Origin of the sequence: Methylocapsa sp. S129, assembly GCF_009765995.1 — a bacterium.
Taxonomy (GTDB): Bacteria; Pseudomonadota; Alphaproteobacteria; order Rhizobiales; family Beijerinckiaceae; genus Roseiarcus.
On record NZ_LMUI01000029.1, the window covers coordinates 1 to 17,951 of the forward strand.

The window sequence follows — 17,951 nt, forward strand, 5'->3', positions numbered from 1 at the left end:
AAGCGCGGCGCGGCCCGGCGTGAAGCTGGGTTCGGGATGGGTGTTGAGGATATCGCCAAGCCGCGCCACCGACAGCCGCGCCTGATGAAAATCCTGCCAGACCTGGGCAAGCCGCAGCACTGGCTGGGCCACGCGGCCGGCCAGCATATTGAAGGCGACCAATTGCCCGACTGTCAGATTGCCCTCGATGACCGCCTTGGCGCCGAAGAACAGCACGGCGGCGGTGACCAGTTTGCTGATGAGCTGGACGCCCTGGCTCGCCCAATTGCCGATATTCAAGACGCGGAAGCTCGCCTGCACATATCCGGCGAGCTGTTCTTCCCAGCGCCGCTGCATCTGCGGTTCAACCGCCATGGATTTCAAAGTCTGGATGCCGGTCACCGCCTCAACGAGGAAGGATTGGTTTTCGGCGCCGCGATTGAACTTCTCAGCGAGGCGGCGGCGAAAGATCGGCGTCACGCCCGCCGAGATCGCGATGTAAAACGGAAACGACGCCAGCACGATGCCGGTCAGAAACACCGAATAATAAGCCATCACCGCCAGAAAGACGAAGGTGAAGAACAGATCGATGACGAGGGTCAGCGCCGAGCCGGTGAGAAAGTTTCGGATATTCTCAAGTTCGCGCACCCGCGCCACGCTGTCGCCTGCGCGCCGCGCCTCGAAATAGGCGATTGGCAGCGCCATGAGATGGCGGAACAGCCGCGCCCCAAGTTCGACATCGATACGGTTGGTCGTGTGCGAGAACGCATAGGTGCGTAGCGCCGTCAGCAGGCTCTCGAACAGCGACACCGTCACAAGACCGATGATCAGCACATTCAGCGTCGTCAGGCCCCGGTGAACGAGCACCTTGTCGATGACCACCTGAAAGAACAGCGGCGAGATCAGCGCGAACAATTGCAGGAAGAATGAGACGACCAGCACCTCGCCGAACAGGCGCCGGTATTTGACCATGGCCTGCAGGAACCAGGTGATGTCGAACTGCCGCGCCAAAGCGCCTAGCGACGCACGGCGCGCCATCAGCAACAGACGGCCGTTCCATTGCGCTTCGAAATCGGCGCGGGTCAATTCCTGCGGCCGGCCGACCGTCGGGTCCTGGATCAAAACGCCCGAAGGGGAGATCTTGCCGAGCACAAAAAAACTGCCGTCGCGCCTTTGGGCGATCGCCGGCAGGGCGGTCTTGGCCAGACGCGCCCAATTACTCGAAATCGCCCGCGCCTTAAGCTCGAACTCCTTCGAACAGCGCAACATCTCCGACACGCCAATATCGGCGCCGCCAAACCGATGCCGGATCTGTTCGGGATCGGCCGCGATGCCGTGAAAGCGAAGCAGCAGAACAAATGTTTCCAGACCCGCCGTCTGAGTCGTTCCTCCCTGTACTCCGCCCGACATCATGACACCCGCAATCCCGCTTGCTCAGCTGTTGTTCGCCGTCCCTTAATGATGCCAGGCGGCCGCCACGGCGCTCTGCAAGGTCGTATCGGTCGGAACTTGCGACACCAGCGTCGGATTGAACCCGCTATTATCAGCCGCATAAGTCGCCATCGCCGTGACGAGCTGGCCGACCTGCGTATCCAGCTTCAATCCGTCCGTGGTGGCGAAGCCCTGCACCGGGGCGCCATTGGTCCCGCCGAACCAGTCGTCGATCGTCAAGCTATTGGTGGTTCCCATGACATCGATCTGAAGATTGGCGCCAGACTGCTGGAACCACAGATTCTCATCGGTGAGGCCCGAACCGAAATCAACCGTTCCCGTGTTCGTTCCGGCAGCGGCGTTGATGGTGGCCTGACCACCCCCTGAGTTGAAGGCATAGGTTTCGCTAGTCCCGACCGCCGCGACAGTGTCGCTCGAATTGAACACAATCGTATTGCCAGACCCGGTGATCGTCGCACTGGCGCCATCGAGATTCACCGTGCTGGAGCCGATCGATACGGTCGCATCCGATCCTTGTATCGCCAGAACATTCCCAGTCCCCGCGACGCTAAGGGTATCGTCGGAATTGAGCACGATCGTATTGTCGGAGCCGGTCACTGTCGCGTTGGAATCATCCCACAGGGTCACCGTGCCCGAACTCATTGCGACGCTGTTGCCCGTCCCATCGATCGTGACGGCGTCATTTGTCCCCGTCGCCGTCAGAGCGTCATCCGCATAGAGCATGATCGCATCGTCGCTCCCGCTTACTGTCCCACTGGCGTCATCCCAGAAAGTCACTGACCCGGAAGCGATCGAGATAGCGTCGTCTGTTCCTTGAATCGTCGCGTCGTTGTTGGCCCCGATCACGCTGACCGTATTGTTAGAATAAAGCGTCAAAGAATCGTCGGTGCCAGACACAGTTCCGCTGGAGCCATCCCAGAAATTCAATCCGCCAGAACTAATGGACACGCTGTTGCCTGTCGCATCCAACGTCACAATATCGTCTGTCCCCGTCGCCGAGAGCGCGTCGTCCGAATAGAGCATGATTGCGTTGGACGCGCCGCTTACAGTCGCGCTCGCGTTGTCCCAAAAATTCACTGTCGCTGAATTGGCTGTCACGCTATCGCCAGTTCCCTGGATTGTCGTCGTGTCCCCCGTTCCAGCCACCGTGATGGCGTCATCAACATTCAACGCGATCGAATCGTCGCCCCCACTTATCGCCGCGGCCGAATCGTTCCAAAAACTCAACGAAGCGGAGCTGATCGACACGAGATCATGCGTCCCGGCGATATCGACCGATTGATCCGTTTCGGCTCCCACGTTCGCGACATCCACCACATAATTAATGTTGGTGATCTTCCCCAGCGCCGTCATATCCGTGAGCGTCTGATCCGCTGTGAGCGCCAAAGTCGGCGTCCCACTACCAGTCAGCGTGATCGAAGAAATCGCAGCGTCGCCATTGAGCGCGTCGAAATTCGCTGAAACGTCCGCAGAAGTGTCAGATATGCCAATGACGTAGTTGGAATTGGTGATTTCGTTCAGAGCGACCGTATCGTCGATTGCTTGCGCAGCGGTGAGCGCCAATGTTGGGACGCCAGCGTCGGTCAACGTGATCGCCGAGACTTGTGTGTCCACGCTTAAATCAGCAATACTTGCAGAAACATTCGCCGCTGTATCGCGGATGGCGACATCGTAATTTGGGTTGGTGATCTCGCCCAATGCGACCGTGTCGTCCAACGCCTGACCTGCGGTCAGCGATAGAGTTGGCGTGCCGGCATCGGTCAGCGTGATCGATTCGATTGCTGGGATTGTTTCGATCGCATCGATCGACGCAGACAACTCCGCCGCCGAAATCGAAAGGTTCACTGGATCACTAACGATCTGCAGGACTTCATTCGCGTCAAGCACAGCGCCATCGGCGAAGGTGAAGCTTTGCAACGGGCCCGACGCCCAGGAGGGATTGAACTGGTTATCGATCGTGACCGTCTTGCTCGTCGAATTGACGGTGATCACGAGGTCGTTGCCGGCGCCGCCTCCGTCACGCGACAGCGTTACATCCGAAGCGTCGATGTCCGAAAACACCAACTGCGACGTTGAATATGCGCTGTCGTTGATGACGTCGTCGCCCCCCAAAGACGAATAGACGTAAGTCTCCGATCCGTTGACGCCGCCCGAGAGGTATTTATTGCCCGGGCCCGCAACCAGCGTGTCGTTGCTGCCGTTGTAACCATATATCGAGCCTGAAGACGCCGCGCTCTCTTGGTTGAGTACAATCTGCTTCACTTCGGCCGCGCTCCAAACCGTGCCATCGGCGAAGGTGAAGCTTTGCAACGGGCCCGACGCCCAGGGGGGATTGAACTGGTTATCGACCGTGACCGTCTTGCCCGTCGAATTGACGGTGATCACGAGGTCGTTGCCGGCGCCGCCTCCGTCACGCGACAGCGTTACATCCGAAGCATCGATGTCCGAAAATACCAACTGCGAGGTCGAGCTGCCGTCGTTGATGACGTCGTCACCTCCTGCCGACGAATAGACGTAAGTCTCCGATCCATCGACGCCGCCCGAGAGATATTTATTGCCCGGGCCCGCCACAAGCGTGTCGTTGCTGCCGGTGTAGCCGTATATCGAGCCTGAAGACGCCGCGCTCTCTTGGTTGAGCACAATCTGCTTCACTTCGGCCGCGCTCCAAACCGCGCCATCGGCGAAGGTGAAGCTTTGCAACGGGCCCGACGCCCAGGGGGGATTGAACTGGTTATCGATCGTGACCGTCTTGCCCGTCGAGTTCACGGTGATCACGAGATCGTTGCCGGCGCCGCCGCCGTCGCGCGACAGCGTCACATCCGAAGCGTCGATGTCCGAAAACACCAACTGCGAGGTCGAGCCGCCGTCGTTGATGACGTCGTCGCCTCCTGCCGACGAATAGACGTAAGTCTCCGATCCATCGACGCCGCCCGAGAGATATTTATTGCCCGGGCCCGCCACAAGCGTGTCGTTGCTGCCGGTGTAGCCGTATATCGAGCCTGAAGACGCCGCACTCTCTTGGTTGAGCACAATCTGCTTCACTTCGGCCGCGCTCCAAACCGCGCCATCGGCGAAGGTGAAGCTTTGCAACGGACCTGACGACGCCCAGGGCGGATTGAACTGCCCATCGACGGTGATCGTCTTACCCGTCGAGTTAGTCGTGATGATGAGGTCGTTGCCGTCGCCGCCCCCGTCGCGCGACAGCGTCACATCCGAAGCGTCGATGTCGGAAAACACCAATTGCGACGACGAGCCGGGATCGGCGATGACGTCATCACCCCCCGAAGACGAATAGACATAGATGTCCGCCCCGCCCCCGCCTGATAAATCAACATTCGATGATCCGAGAAACAAAACGTCGTTCGCCGACGTCCCATTCGTCGCGAAGACGGCGGTGTCGCCGTAGCGCGCCACACCCGTCTGCAACTGAGCGACGCTATCGTCCTGCTGCGATGGAGAAATGAGGAACGCCACCGCTTCGGATGCGAGTATCGCGGAGACGCTATCTGCGCCTTCCGACAAATTCCACTCCGTCCCGTTCGCAAAGGCGATCTGCTGAATGCCGTCGTTTGTGCTGGACTCGAACTCATCATCGACCGTGATCGTGCGCCCGGTCGAGTTGATCATAATTAGAAGATCATCGTCGCTGCGCGAGAAGGTCAGATCGCTGGCGTTGAGATCAGTGAGATCAAGGGTGTTGGAAAATCCCCAGAATGACTGCACATCTATCGAGAGATTGCCGTCCGATGCTGAGTACATAAACGTATCATTGCCGCCATAGGCGTTCGCTTCGACAAACGTGTCGTCGCCCGCGCCGGCGACAAGCGTCGCGTTCAGGCCGCTTGGCGAGGTCAAGGTGACGTTGCCCGCGCCAGCCCGGAACCAGGCGGCCGCTTCGATCTGGCTCCAGTTCCAAGTCGCGCCATCGGCGAAATCGATCTGCTGAACGCCGTAATTCGTGCTGGAGCCGAATTCTCCTCCGACCGTTATAGTGCGGCCAGTGGAATTGACCGTGATCAGCAGATCGTCGTCGCTGCGCGAGACGGTCACGTCGCTCGCGTTGAGATCGGTTAGTTGAAGAGTATTGGAAAATCCCCAGATTGAATAAGCGTCAATCGCAAGATTTCCGTCGGCGGCGCCATAAATTAACGTCGTGCTCGCGCTGTTATACATATTTCCCACGACGAACGTGTCGTCGCCAGGGCCGGCGATCATCGTCCCGTCGCTGTTCTCGGACGTGACAGTGTCGTTTCCAGGACCCGCCCGATACCATGCCATCGGCGCGATCTGCGCATAATTCAATTGCGTGCCGTCGGCAAAAAGCAGGAACTCTACGCCGGACAGATCGCTCACGAAATAATTGGAAATTGTGAGCGTCTTGCCGGTCGCATTGACCGTCAAAACCAGATCGTTGTTGACGCGGCCGAAAGTCAGATCCGAGGCATTGAGGTCCTCAAACCTGACAACATTGACCGCTTGCCAAGAGAAGCTGCTGGCGCTCTCGTTGATTAAATCGTCGCCATAGCTGCTTCGGTAGACGAAAACATCGCTGCCGGCGCCGCCGATCATTGTGATGTTTCCGAGGCCCGGATCGAGAACGTCATTGCCACTCGTCGCCGTCAAGGTGTCGTCGCCAGGCGTCGCAACGAGCGTCGGAACGCTGGCGATGCCGCCGTTCAGCGCGATAACGAGGTCCGTCGCCTGCCAAACCGTGCCGTCGTCGAACTGGATTTGCGCGATGGGGCGCGTGCCTGACAATTGCCCCTGCAGCACAACGGACGGCGTCAAGGCGCCGTCGACGTAAAGATCAATATTGTCGTCGTTCAAAGCGTCTTGCTTTATCTGGACCTCATCAGGCGTGACGCCGTGTAAATAAAGCACATTGTTGAATGGCCCGTAGAAATCATTGTCGACAATGGTCGTGGGTCCGTCGCCAAGCGCCCAAACAAAGTTTTCTTGAATCTGCCTCGAACCGGTCAATATGTGTTCACCGGGCGCGCTAACGAGCGTCTCGGGGGCTTGGGTCCAATCGCTCGGCACACTTATCAAGGGATCGCCGGATGCGGTCGCCTGAGCCAGATAGATCGCCATCACGTCTTGAGCGGACCAGGTCACGCCATCGGAAAATGTAAACGACTCGCCTTGCCAGAATGCGCTGCTCAGCATCAGTCGGTCGTCCGGCAACCCTGCGAAGGTGAAAACCATATCTTCGCTGTCGGTCGACTCGGCGGCGATATGCACTTGAGTCGAGGCGATATCTGTGAAGGTCAATGTGGTATCGACGGAGTAACCGAGGAAATCGATGGTGACGAAACCGTCTCCGCTCGAATAGGTGAGCTGACTGATCGGCTGCCCGGTCAAATCATTGAGGAGCGGATTACCGGACGTTGTTTTGATCACCGTGTTGCCATTGACCGATTCTATGGTCGAGGCCGGACCTGTGTCGATGAGCGACTCAATCTGGGCGTCGGTCAGAACTGTGCCGTCGGCGAAATCGAAACTATTGATGTAGTTGAAGCTGCCAGGAACCTGATTGACGATCGTCAGCGTCGATGTTGTTCCCATCTCGTGGATGATGAGATCGTTGCCGTCGCGCGCAAATTCCATATCGGATTCGGAAATGCCGGGGCCGAAGACGACGCGATCGTCGGGAGAGTCGCTGTAGAATCCCGGGTTTTCATTGTAGATGACGTCCTGGCCGAAGCCGGATGCAAATTCATAGGTATGGCTGCCAGCCTTGCCCATGAAATAATCGTCACCGCTCCCGGCCACGAGAATGTCGTCGTCGTTCGACGACGAGATCAAAGAATTTGGCGGCGGCGCCGTAATGTTCGTCGCCGCCTCGATCTGAGTCCATGAATAGGACGAGCCGTCGGCGAACGTGAAATTGAAAACCCGATCCGGATTCCAGACCAGCGATTCGTTCCAATTATATTGGCCGGCGACTAGAATCGAATCATCGGTTCCGTTGATCGTGATGAGGAGATTGTTGGTCCCCCAGACGTTCTGGAACGACAGGTCGGAGAACGAAATTCCAGCGCCGAATGCGATCGTCGCGGGGCCGTCGTCAAGCAGGTTGGTCTCGGCTTGCTCGATAACGATCGAGCCGTCGCCGCGGTCAAAATTATAGGTGTCCGTGCCATCTCCGCCGGAAAACAAAGTGCCGCGATTGTTCTGGCCTGGGGTGAATATGTCGTCGCCCGCAAAGCCTTCAATGACGGGAGCGTCCGACGCCTCTTCCTGCTGAACGAGCAGGGTCATCAACTGGTCGGCGTTGATGTGCGAGCCGTCGGAGAAATTGAGATAGTCGATGCGCTGGAAATAGCCGGTCAGAATGATTGCGTTGGTGTAATCGAACTGACTATCGATCGTGATCTGGTCATCGGTTCCAGCGATCTTGATCGTCAGGTCGTTGAGATTGGGCCGGCTGAAAACGAGATCGTCCAGCGTGATGCCGGAGCCAAAGTCGATCGAACTGACGCCGCCGTAATTGAGATTGGTGCGATTTTGGTCGATGACGACGCTGCCATAGCCAAGATCGAAATCATAGGTGTCGTCGCCATTGCCGCCGGACAAAAGACGGTTGTGATTGCCGGGACCGGGATCGATCGTGTCATCGCCGGCAAAACCGTAGACGGGGCCGCCGGAGGCGTCCTCGCTCGCCACGATCATCGGCATCAGATCGTCGGCGCTTAATGACGCGCCATTCGAAAACACAAACGCGTCGACCCGGTTGATCCACCAGGAGCCGACAATTGTATAAATGAAGTTGAACTGCCCTTTGACGTCGATCTGGTCGCCTGTCCCCTTGACCGTGATGAGCAGGTCGTCGAACGCGCTCCCGGTCCCGCGGCTGAAGATCAAATCGTCTTCGCTCAAATCGCTGAAGATGAGCGTATCGTTGTTGGAGGTCTGCGTGGATTTGTTCGGCTCAATGGTCATGCTGCCGAAGCTGGATTCATAAATATACGTCTCGTTTCCACCAGTGCCCACCAGCGTATCGCCGGGACCGCCGACGAGCACGTCATCGCCGGTCGTGCCCGTGATCACCTCGTCGTGTGTGTTCCATTGCGCGACCTGATAGGACATGTCGCTCTTCGACCAGTCGACGCCGTCGGCGAACATGATCTCCGTGACGCCATAGGCCGGCGCGACATTGCCGGCATAGTCTTCCGGATTGGTGAATTCGTTGACGATTGTCAGCGTCGCCCCATCGAGCGTATCGGTCAGGATGAGGTCGTCGCCGTTGCGGCTAGCGGTGACTTCTGTCGAAGTCAGGCTGGCGAAGCGCAGAATGTTGGATTGCTGCTTCGTAACGCCGTCGACATCATCGATGACGCTGTCGCCGAACTGTGAACCGGCGACGTAATTATCGTAGGAATCATCGCCGACATAGGTGTTTTGCCCGGGACCGACGTAGAACAGATTGTCGTCCGAGGTTCCCGTGATCGTGCCGGTCCCGACCTGAATTTCCGAGCGGGTGATCCCAAGCGCGGCGGCGACATCGACCAGCGACGCTGATAGAGGGCTTGCCTCATAGGCGCCGACGATGTTGGAAAAAATATAGCCCTGCGACAGGTCGACGCCGTCGGGCCGCACGTAATTGCTCAGGATAGCGTTGAGGATCGTCTTCCACTGCGTAAGGGTGGCGACCGCATCCGCGCTGTCCACGCCTTGCAGCGATGCGAAAATGGCCTGATAGACCGGCTCCATGCCAAGCGCGGTCTTGGCCGTGAACTCATCCGTCTGATCGTTATATTGGATGCCGGCGAAAATCGTCTGGGAGAGCGGCCCCTGCACCATCAAGCGCACGGTCAGAAGATTCATGTCGGCGTTGAGCGGCCCCACGAAATCGTCGAGAATGCTCATCCAGGCGCTCGGATTCGTGGTCGCCTCGCCCAGATCGATTTGCTCGCCGCTATACCGTTCGAGGAAATTGATTTCCGAGCTGGTCAATTCGGTGAAGCTGTCATCGGCCGCGAGCGGCGTCGCCAGCGCCTGCGCGAGCGTCGCATCGGTGATCACGTTTCCGCTTGCATCCGTCACATTCGCGCCCGACCCGAACACCCAATGGCCGACCGACTCGGTGACCGCGACATCGTCGCCCATCGAAGGATCATATTGTTCCACGGTGACGGAACTGACTTTGTATTCGAGGTCGTCGACGACGGTTTGCGTCCCAACCGCATTGGTGTTCGTGACAAAATAATAGTTCGGCTGCACATTGGAGGCCGAATTACTCGCATCGCCGTTGAGCACGAAGGAATCATCTGAGGCGATCGGCGTCGCCAATGCCTGCGCGAGCGTCGGGTCAGCGACGACATCGCCCGCCGAATCCGTAATCGAGCGGCCCGACGCGAATGCCCAATAGCCGGTCGAACCCGGCAGATCGGGTGTCGCGATGAACTGCAGCGTGTCGAGGGCAGTCTGCGATCCGTCGGCATTAGCCTGCGTCAGCACGTAATCGTCGAAGCGGTTGCTGACGGCAAAGCTCTGGCCGGCGCCGAGCGGCGTCGCCAGCGCCTGCGCGAGCGTCGGGTCGGCGATCACATTGCCCGAGGAATCGGTAATCGGGGCGCCCGAAGCGAGGCTCCAATAGCCGATCGGCTCGACGACTTCGGTCGGCTGGCCGGTCGTCGGATCGGTCTCGGTGATTGTCGTCGAGCCGATCGTGTAGACGAGGCTGTCGAGAATGGTCTGCGAGCCGTCCGGATTGGCCTGGACGAGATTATAGGCGGAGGGATTGCCGCCCGACTGGGCGCTCCCCGATGAGCCCCCCTGCCCGAGCACGGAAACACCGGTCGCGTCGGGATTGTCGACGCCCTGCCACCAATCCCCCGATGTCGACGCCAGCGGATTGGGCAGCGCCTCAGTCCAGGCGGTCAGGATCGGGTCCATCAGCGCGCGCCAGTTCGCCAAAGTCGGCGTGGCGATAGCGAGCGGCGCGGCCGCTGTGAGATCGCTGGAGATTTCCGCTTCGAGCGCGCTCTGCTGGCCCGCGACGAGGGTCCCCGCGGCCACTTGCGCATCCTCGTCGAGCGACAGCGCGACGGAAAGATCGGGCAATGTGCCGAAACCCTTGAGGTCAGGCAGAGCGGCAGCGTTGGCGGTGACGCTGTCGTCGCCGAGCCAGGTCGAATCGGCCTCGTCGACCTTGAGCAGCACGTCCGACACCGTCGATTGCACGCCGCTGCTCAACGTGACGCTGGCGGTCGACAGCACCTGGCTGTCGCCGTTGAACGTCGCCGCGGGCTCGCTCGTCGAACTCAGTGAAATAGACGCGACGCCGGCCTGATCGAGCGTCAGCAATTCACCGGCTTGCGGCGTATGGTCCTCGTTGGTATCGACCCAGACGCGCAGTTGCGGCAAAGCCGCGTCGGCCGCGCTGCTCAAATCTGTATCGGTGATTTCGCCGTCGCCATTGGAATCATAGGCCGCGAGCTGCGCGAAGCCCGTGACGAGGCTGACGTCGCCCTGCGCGTCAACCGTCACCAGGAAACCCTCGCTCGAAGTTGTCCAGGACGAGGGATTGGCGAAACCGTCGTTGTTGACGTCGAAGCGCGCGCCGGAGCCCGGCTCGTTCGCCGTGAGATTCAGTCCCTGCCCCGTCAGGTCGACCACCAGCGGATCGACCCCCTTCTGCTTTTCCAGGTTGAACAGCGTCCAGATGCTGAAGATCGAGCCGGTGTGCGGCGTCGTGAACGGATTGAGCGCCTGCGCGCTAAAGGCAATCAGCGATATACCCGCCGTGCCTGGCGCGGTCGCGGTATAGGGCTGGTAATTGGCGACATAGGTCGAGACGTCGATCGTCGGCAAGCCGAGAAGTGCTTCCACGCTCTGGTAGATGCTCGACCACGTCGGCGTGATCACGAGCTGGTCCTGGTCGTTGACGGCGTATTCGATGGAATCGTCGGCCGAATAATAATAAGGCGTCTCCAGCGCCATATTATGCGTGCCGCCGGTCAGGACAGTCCCGCCGTAAACCAGCTTGTCGTCGGCGGTCAGGCCGTTGAGGAGAATGTCCGGCGATATCTCGATGATGTCGTGATGCGAATTGCCGTCGGCCGTGATTACCGACCCCGCCGCCGTCGTGCCGAGCACCTGCGAATTGCCCGAGCCCAGATCGACCGTGACCCAATTGGCCGCCGCGCCCAGACTCTGCTGACCCGGCAGCACGCCGCCGGAGAGATTGTCGATGACGTTATTGCCGTTGCCGAGATAGATGTTCTTGAAATCGGTGGCGCCGGAAATGTAGTCGTCCTGGTTTTCGTCGGTGCTGCCGTAGAGAATCTGGAAGTCGTCGAACGTCAGCCCCGTGCCCTGCAATTGATCGCCGTTGAAGACGATTCCGTTGAATGTCGCCGTGCTATCCGAGGCGACCTCGCTTCCACCGAAAATGCCCGACGAGTCAAATTGCGTGACGAGGATCGTTTCTTTAGACAGCATCTTGGCCGTGTATTCCTCGGCATAGAGTTTGTTGCCGTAGCCGGATGACGGATCGCCGGGATCAATCACGCTTGTTGCGATCGCCTGGTCCTGACCCCACTGTCCTGCGATGCTCAGAGAGGTAAAATCGTCATTCTCCGTGAGATTAAGCTGCGGAGCGGTGCCGTTGCCGAACTCGTCGGTGCTGGCGCCTGTATTGCTGGACGCGCTGGTCGGCAAAAGCAGGTTTATGCTTGCGTTATTCAAGCCCAGTGTCGCAGGTCCCTGAACCCAAAGCGTATAGGTCTCGCCCGCGTCCACACCGACATATTCGGTCCAACCTTTGCCGGGACCAAAGGGCGAGTTTTGATCGGTATAAACCTTGAAGTCGCCTGTCAGGCCCTCGCCAATATCGACAATCGTCGAACCACCGTCTCGGCTCGAAAGCACATAGGTTACGTCGCTGCTCGCAGAAAACTGCCCTTCGTTGAACGCCGTCTCGTCGAGATTGATCGTGGTCTGCCCAGTACCCTCTGTAATGACGTCGTCGCCCCAGGTGGCGTTGACGACATTCGAACCGTTGCCGAGGAAAATGAAGTCCTGCCCCGTCGATCCGGTAATCGTATCGTCGCCATTGTTGCCAACAATCAAGTCGCCACCTGGCAGCCCATCGTACGTATTCGGGGCATTAGAACCCATGATTGTCGCACCCGTCGAGCCAAGCCCGGCGAAAATCTGGGTAATCGCGCTGTCTGCAACCGCGTCGTCGAGTTGATCCAACAGAGTTAGCGGAACCTCGGCGCCAATGACGTCGCCGGTGATGTTTTTGTAGTTCGCTTCCAACGCGGTAGTGAAGTCGTCAACACCAACAATGTTGTCCTGGCCGGTAGTGTTTGAAGCCGAGCCGACGCTAAACGTCGAAATCCAATTGGCCGGATTAAGATTGATCTTGAGGACTTCGTCGTCCCCAGCCAGGGAGAAGGCCCCCCCGAGGAAACTTGCGTCCGTTTGCGCAGATGCGGCCTGATCGCCTGCATATTGATAAAGGATTTCAGCGAAGGAATTGAGCACGTCGTCGCCGGCGAGCAATCCAACCAACTGGTTGCCGCTTTGCAATTTTCCGAGCGTGTCGGCGTCCGTGAAAAGCGAACTCAGCGCAGTCGTGCCGAAGGGGTCCGAAGCGCCGGGTGAAACCATGCCGAGCGCGGTGTAGGCGATTTCCGTGAGCGGAATGCTTGAATTGCCCCCGAGCCCGAGAGCTGTGGCGATATTTTGGCTCTTGGCGCCGAAGAAAGTGTTGAGAAGAGGAGTCCCAATCGATTCCCACAGCGTGTGACTATTATCTTGAGCCCAAAGCAGGGAAATAAGCAGGGCCTGAGAGTGAAGGGCGACATCGTTGAGTAGAGGCAGTAACCCAGGGCTCCCATATGGATTAATTTGCGTCGGCAATATCGTCTGGCCGCCCGCAATATTGCCTATTCCCCCCTGCCCAATAATCTGGCCCGTAACAGAGTAGGCGCTCAAATAGTTCACATTGTTCGGATACGGCGTGTTCGAGCCATAGATTTCGTCCGCCAGCGTCGCGTCGGCGGGAAGAACCTGATTCAACGCATAATCATAGGCGTCCTGCGCCGCCATTTGGAACGGCATATTGTCGAAGAGAACACCCGACTCACCGTAAAGAGCGCCGACGTAACCAGCCAGCCCCCCGCCCAACGAATGACCTGTGAGTACAATGTTCGCGCCGGAATAATTGCTTCCGTCCTGCTGAGTCGATTCGACAGTCTCTTGATAAAACTGAACGGCTTCGGCCGCTTGAGCGCCATACGGGGAACCCGCGCCCACGCCGTAGCCGTCCCATGCTTCAGTAGAGAAGGACGTGAAAACCGTCCCTCGATACGCGATTATTGTTTGACCGCCCCAATCATAAGCCACCGCACCAAACAAAGTGTCCGGATCGTACTCTTTGCTGATGATAGTGGCGTCGCCAAGCGCATTTGCATATTTATCTAGCGCTGTCGTTATAACGGGAGGAGTGTCTTTCGGATCTGAATCTTGATTGTACGCGTCCATCGCCATTATGGCGAGCATTAAGACGTTGTTCGGATTGTTCGTATCCACCGCCTTACTCTCCCTTAAAGGCTTTGAGCCACAAATCGACTCCGACCCTACCCCTCATCAAAAATCCCAACGTCTTGGCGTCAACCAACCATTTTGGCCAAGTCGGCGGTATCGGTGTAACGGGATCCCTAGTCACTTCCAGCCTCGCGCTGAGAAGCCGGACCCTCGGGCCAAAGGTCGCCGCAAGATCGGCGGGATCGATCTCCTCAATCGAACGCGGGTCATTGATATCGGTAAAGCGCACAAACATCGGTAGTTTGTCGATCGTCACATCGACGGAGCCCGTCTTTTGCTGGACTTGCTGAACGACCCTCTCCATAGTTGATGGTGTGCCATCGCTTGGAAGTCCGTAAGCTTCGAACGGTAAGTCAATTAGCGGGACCGAACCTGGCGGGCGCAGGGTTGTCCTTGCGCCAGGTTTATTCGCGGGAGCCAGCGACATCATGTTGACGATAAACACCAGCCCGCGCTGACCAAGGTCGATGGTGATTGCATTGCCATGAAAGATGCCTGCAAACTTGCGACCTTCACCGAGACGGAACTCACTCAAGATGGGGTACGCGATCTCCACCACCCCCGAACTTGTCTGCGCCTTGCCGTCAACGTCGAGATCGAGCGAGAGCCGATAATGCAGGTAGAAGGTCGGGTAGAGAGCGGAACAAGCGGCATAGCCGCCCACGATAATGATGGCGCAAATCGCGAGGAATTTGGCGAACCGCTTCATTGATCGCATGTCGACGCCCGATGTCGACCGCAGCAAAACATGTGGTGCTGGCGCCGGGCAACCGCGACCGCAAGCGACGAATTGGGATGCAATAGCATCATCCGACCGCACTCTTGGTTTCCGCCGCGCGCTTCATCATCTCTCCTAACATCCCAACCCTTGCCGCCCCGCCCGCGTCGCGCACGGCAGCCTTGAGCGCTCGATCCCTGAACGGCCCTTCGCCAAGCCATCGCAGCGCCGCTTTGATGCCCTCCGGACTTCCCGCCGCGTCGATCAGCCATCCGATCGTCCCGCTCTTCCACTCGTCGGGGCGCAATCGAAAGAGACCGCCCGCTTGATTTTCAAGCCGCTGATCCACCTCCTCCGACACAAACGCCCAGGTGACGACGGCGATCGGCCCGCGGAAACCGCTCCCTTTATGCGCCACTTCCGCCACATAAAACTGCCCCGCAGCCGCCGCCGGCAGCACCATCCATTCGATGTCAATGAGCGAATAATGTTTATGCACAGGCGAGCGCGACAGCACGACGACGATATCGCCGACGCTCGCGGCAAACAGCTTGGACGCGGCGGCGCCGACCAGCGCCGGGTCGAGCGATTTCAGGAATTGCGGGTCGAGCCCGATGCCGCGCGCTTCCCCAGTGCTCACGAAGCGCCGCGCCCTGGTTTCCCTCGAAACTCGTTCAACGAGGCCCCCGCCCTGAATGATCGCAAAAACATCGCGGCCGAACCATGCGCGCCTGAGCCCCATCCCGGCGCTCCAGACTGCCGATTCACTATTGTCGACTATAGGCGCCTTACCCGCATATTCGAAACAATCGATTTGAACATGCGCTGTTCAGTCTTGTGCATCATTGGACAAACGGCGGACGGCAATTCGTCGGCCCCCAGCACAAGGTCGCTCATCACAGCGCCGTCCGACAATCACGGCGACACGCCTGTATTTACCAGCTCGACAACCTATGCCAGCTTTTGTCATGATCCGCATCGCCCGCATCGTCGTTCCCGGTCTGCCGCATCACGTCACCCAGCGTGGCGACCGGCGTGAGAAAATATTCTTCGAAGCCGACGATTATGCGCTCTATCGCGACTGGCTGGCCGAGTCGCGCCGCGGTTTTGGCGTCTCCTGCTGGGCCTATTGCCTCATGCCCAATCACGCGCATCTGATCCTGACGCCGCAAGACGCTTTCGGTCTTGCGCTCGCGCTGTCGCGCACGCATCGGCTTTACGCCGGCTATGTCAATGCGCGGGCGCCAGACCGGACACTTGTTTCAGGGGCGCTTCGGTTCGCTGGCGATGGACGAAACCCATCTGATGGCCGCCGCGCGTTATGTCGCGCTGAACCCTGTGCGGGCGCGGCTGGCGGCGCGCGCGCAGGACTGGCCCCATTCGAGCGTGCGCGCGCATCTTCAAGGCCGCGACGACGGCCTCGTCGAGGTGCGGCCCTTGCTCGCGCGCGCGCCGCGCTTTGCCGATCTTCTCGATGGCGAACCCGACGACGACGCTTTCATCCCGCTGCGCCGGGGCGAACTGATCGGGCGCCCTCTTGGCGCTCCCGCCTTTCTGGACGCCATCAGCCGCCAGCTTGGGTGCAACGCGGCGCCCGGCAAGCGTGGACCAAAGCCGAAGAACCCAGTCGCTGCCAAGCCGCGCAAGAGGCGAGCCAATAAGGTATTGACGGGCGTGTCACCGTAATTCGGGCGTGTCACCGTAATTCCGTAGTAACCTTCCGACGGATCGTTAGACATCGAATCAATCCCTGTCGTAAGAAGACACACACCGCACGCCCCAAACGCCAGGTCCGAAGGCGGGCATTAGGGGCAAATGTGAATTAATCTGCGCACCATACACGTAGAAATATCCTTGATCGGACAGCTGACGCATTGGCGTGCGCAGCGCTAGCTCTGGAGCGCGCGCAGGAATGGAATCGGAGACCCAGCGGCCGTTTGCAAAGCGCCAACCGTGCTGTTGGGGGGGCCGTCCGCAAAGAAAACACCATCTCTACCTTTAAAATATTGTTCTACATAAAAACCTCGACAAATCCGATTGAAGTAGGTCTCGTCGAGAGCCTTAAAACAAATCACAGCACGCCGCTTGCAATTGGCGGTGCGTATATCGTTTTGATCCTGGCCGTCCCTACCCGTCTCTTCGTTGCATTGAGGGGCGTTGCCAACGGTAGCGCGCATGCATTCAATGCACCCGTCTTCCCAATGCGCACAATACGGCGAATTCCACTGAGTCGCCGCGACATTGCGCGGCGGCTCGACAACGTCGAGCGGAAGCTTGATGACAGGTGGGCCGCCTTCTTTTGACGCTGACGCCTCGGCCTGCTCCGCCCAAGCCCCGCAAGGAAGACAGATCGCCAAAAGCATGAGAAAGGGTGCGACCGCGCTCCAGAGACGGAAGCGTATTTCCCCTTTTTTTATGAGGACCTCACGTTTGATTCTCGCCACGCGCCTCAGTTCGAGCTCCGGAGCGATCATAACGAATCACCTTGCTTGATCGCCCCAGCCGCCACATAAAACTGCCCAGCCGCCACCGGCGGCAGCGCCATCCATTCGATATGGGCGAGCGAATAATGTTTATGCGCAGGCGAGCGCGACAGCACGACGACGATATCGCCGATGCTTGCGGCAAACAGCTTGGACGCGGCGGCGCCGACCAGCGCCGGGTCCAGAGATTTCAGGAATTCCGAGTCGAGCCCGACGCTTCGCGCTTCCCCTGCGGTCACGAAGCGCCGCGCCCTGATTCTGCTCGAAACGCGTTCAATGGGGCCCCTGCCCTGGATGATTGCAAAAAACGTCGCGACCGAATCATGCACGCTTGAGCCCCATCCCGGCGCTCCAGACTGCCGATTCATTCTTCCCGACTATAGGCGCGTTGCCCGCATATTCGAAACAATCGATTTGAACATGCGCTGTTCATTGTTGTGCATCATTTGACAAATGCCGGACGGCCAATCACCGTTTTCGGCTACGCGCCTACAGGGAGAGGCCACGAAACTAAACCGACCTGCAAAGCCCTGATATCCCTCGATTCGCAGGACTAAACTCGATGAGCTACGCCACCGCGCCTGCTCCCGGCGCAGCGCTTCGGCCGCCTCAGCCCAGCGGCTCGAACAGCCCGCGCCGCGCCGCCTCGTGTTCCGCCTCGCGCGCAGCCAGCACCGCCCGGTCCTTGGCCAAGAGCGCGATCCGCTCGGCCGGCATCGCATCGTCCAGCGCATAGCCGCAGCTCATTTCGAATATCG

At 58.9% G+C, this 17,951-nt stretch carries 7 protein-coding genes; 1 reads left to right on the forward strand and 6 read right to left on the reverse strand.

All coding sequences use genetic code 11. From position 1 onward, the window contains the following. From GSQ90_RS16875 to GSQ90_RS16890, 4 genes are all read right to left on the reverse strand, one after another. Positions 1-1,389: ABC transporter transmembrane domain-containing protein (locus GSQ90_RS16875; protein ID WP_371418397.1), on the reverse strand; the 1,389-nt coding region annotated here is incomplete at its 3' end. 45 nt (positions 1,390-1,434) lie between these two features. Further along, positions 1,435-13,701, reverse strand: coding sequence for a calcium-binding protein (locus GSQ90_RS16880; protein ID WP_158816032.1), 12,267 nt, complete (start codon positions 13,699-13,701; stop codon positions 1,435-1,437). Between the two features lie 280 nt (positions 13,702-13,981). Then, positions 13,982-14,701 (reverse strand): hypothetical protein, encoded by a 720-nt coding sequence (locus GSQ90_RS16885; RefSeq protein ID WP_158816033.1) that lies wholly within the window; start codon positions 14,699-14,701, stop codon positions 13,982-13,984. A gap of 97 nt (positions 14,702-14,798) precedes the next feature. Beyond that, positions 14,799-15,350 carry a toxin-activating lysine-acyltransferase gene (locus GSQ90_RS16890; protein WP_158816034.1) on the reverse strand — a complete coding sequence of 184 codons (552 nt, stop codon included), beginning with the start codon at positions 15,348-15,350 and terminating at the stop codon, positions 14,799-14,801. Positions 15,351-15,943: 593 nt separating this feature from the next. Between GSQ90_RS16890 and GSQ90_RS32435 the strand changes: the two genes are divergently transcribed. Next, positions 15,944-16,396, forward strand: coding sequence for a hypothetical protein (locus tag GSQ90_RS32435; protein ID WP_246731647.1), 453 nt, complete (start codon positions 15,944-15,946; stop codon positions 16,394-16,396). Between the two features lie 203 nt (positions 16,397-16,599). Here GSQ90_RS32435 and GSQ90_RS16900 read toward each other — a convergent pair whose 3' ends face one another. Together GSQ90_RS16900 and GSQ90_RS16905 are read right to left on the reverse strand one after the other, a co-directional pair. Then, positions 16,600-17,184 carry a hypothetical protein gene (locus GSQ90_RS16900; protein WP_158816035.1) on the reverse strand — a complete coding sequence of 195 codons (585 nt, stop codon included), beginning with the start codon at positions 17,182-17,184 and terminating at the stop codon, positions 16,600-16,602. Beyond that, positions 17,181-17,432, reverse strand: a complete 252-nt coding sequence (locus GSQ90_RS16905) for a toxin-activating lysine-acyltransferase (RefSeq protein ID WP_158816036.1) — start codon at positions 17,430-17,432, stop codon at positions 17,181-17,183. Before GSQ90_RS16905 ends, GSQ90_RS16900 begins: the two co-directional genes overlap by 4 nt. Positions 17,433-17,951 lie beyond the last annotated feature (519 nt).

Bases quoted from the DNA above. Each gene is read 5' to 3' on its own strand.
- GSQ90_RS16900 (WP_158816035.1), bottom strand. From the start codon at position 17,184: ATGATCGCTCCGGAGCTCGAACTGAGGCGCGTGGCGAGAATCAAACGT.
- GSQ90_RS16885 (WP_158816033.1), bottom strand. From the start codon at position 14,701: ATGAAGCGGTTCGCCAAATTCCTCGCGATTTGCGCCATCATTATCGTG.
- GSQ90_RS32435 (WP_246731647.1), top strand. From the start codon at position 15,944: ATGCGCGGGCGCCAGACCGGACACTTGTTTCAGGGGCGCTTCGGTTCG.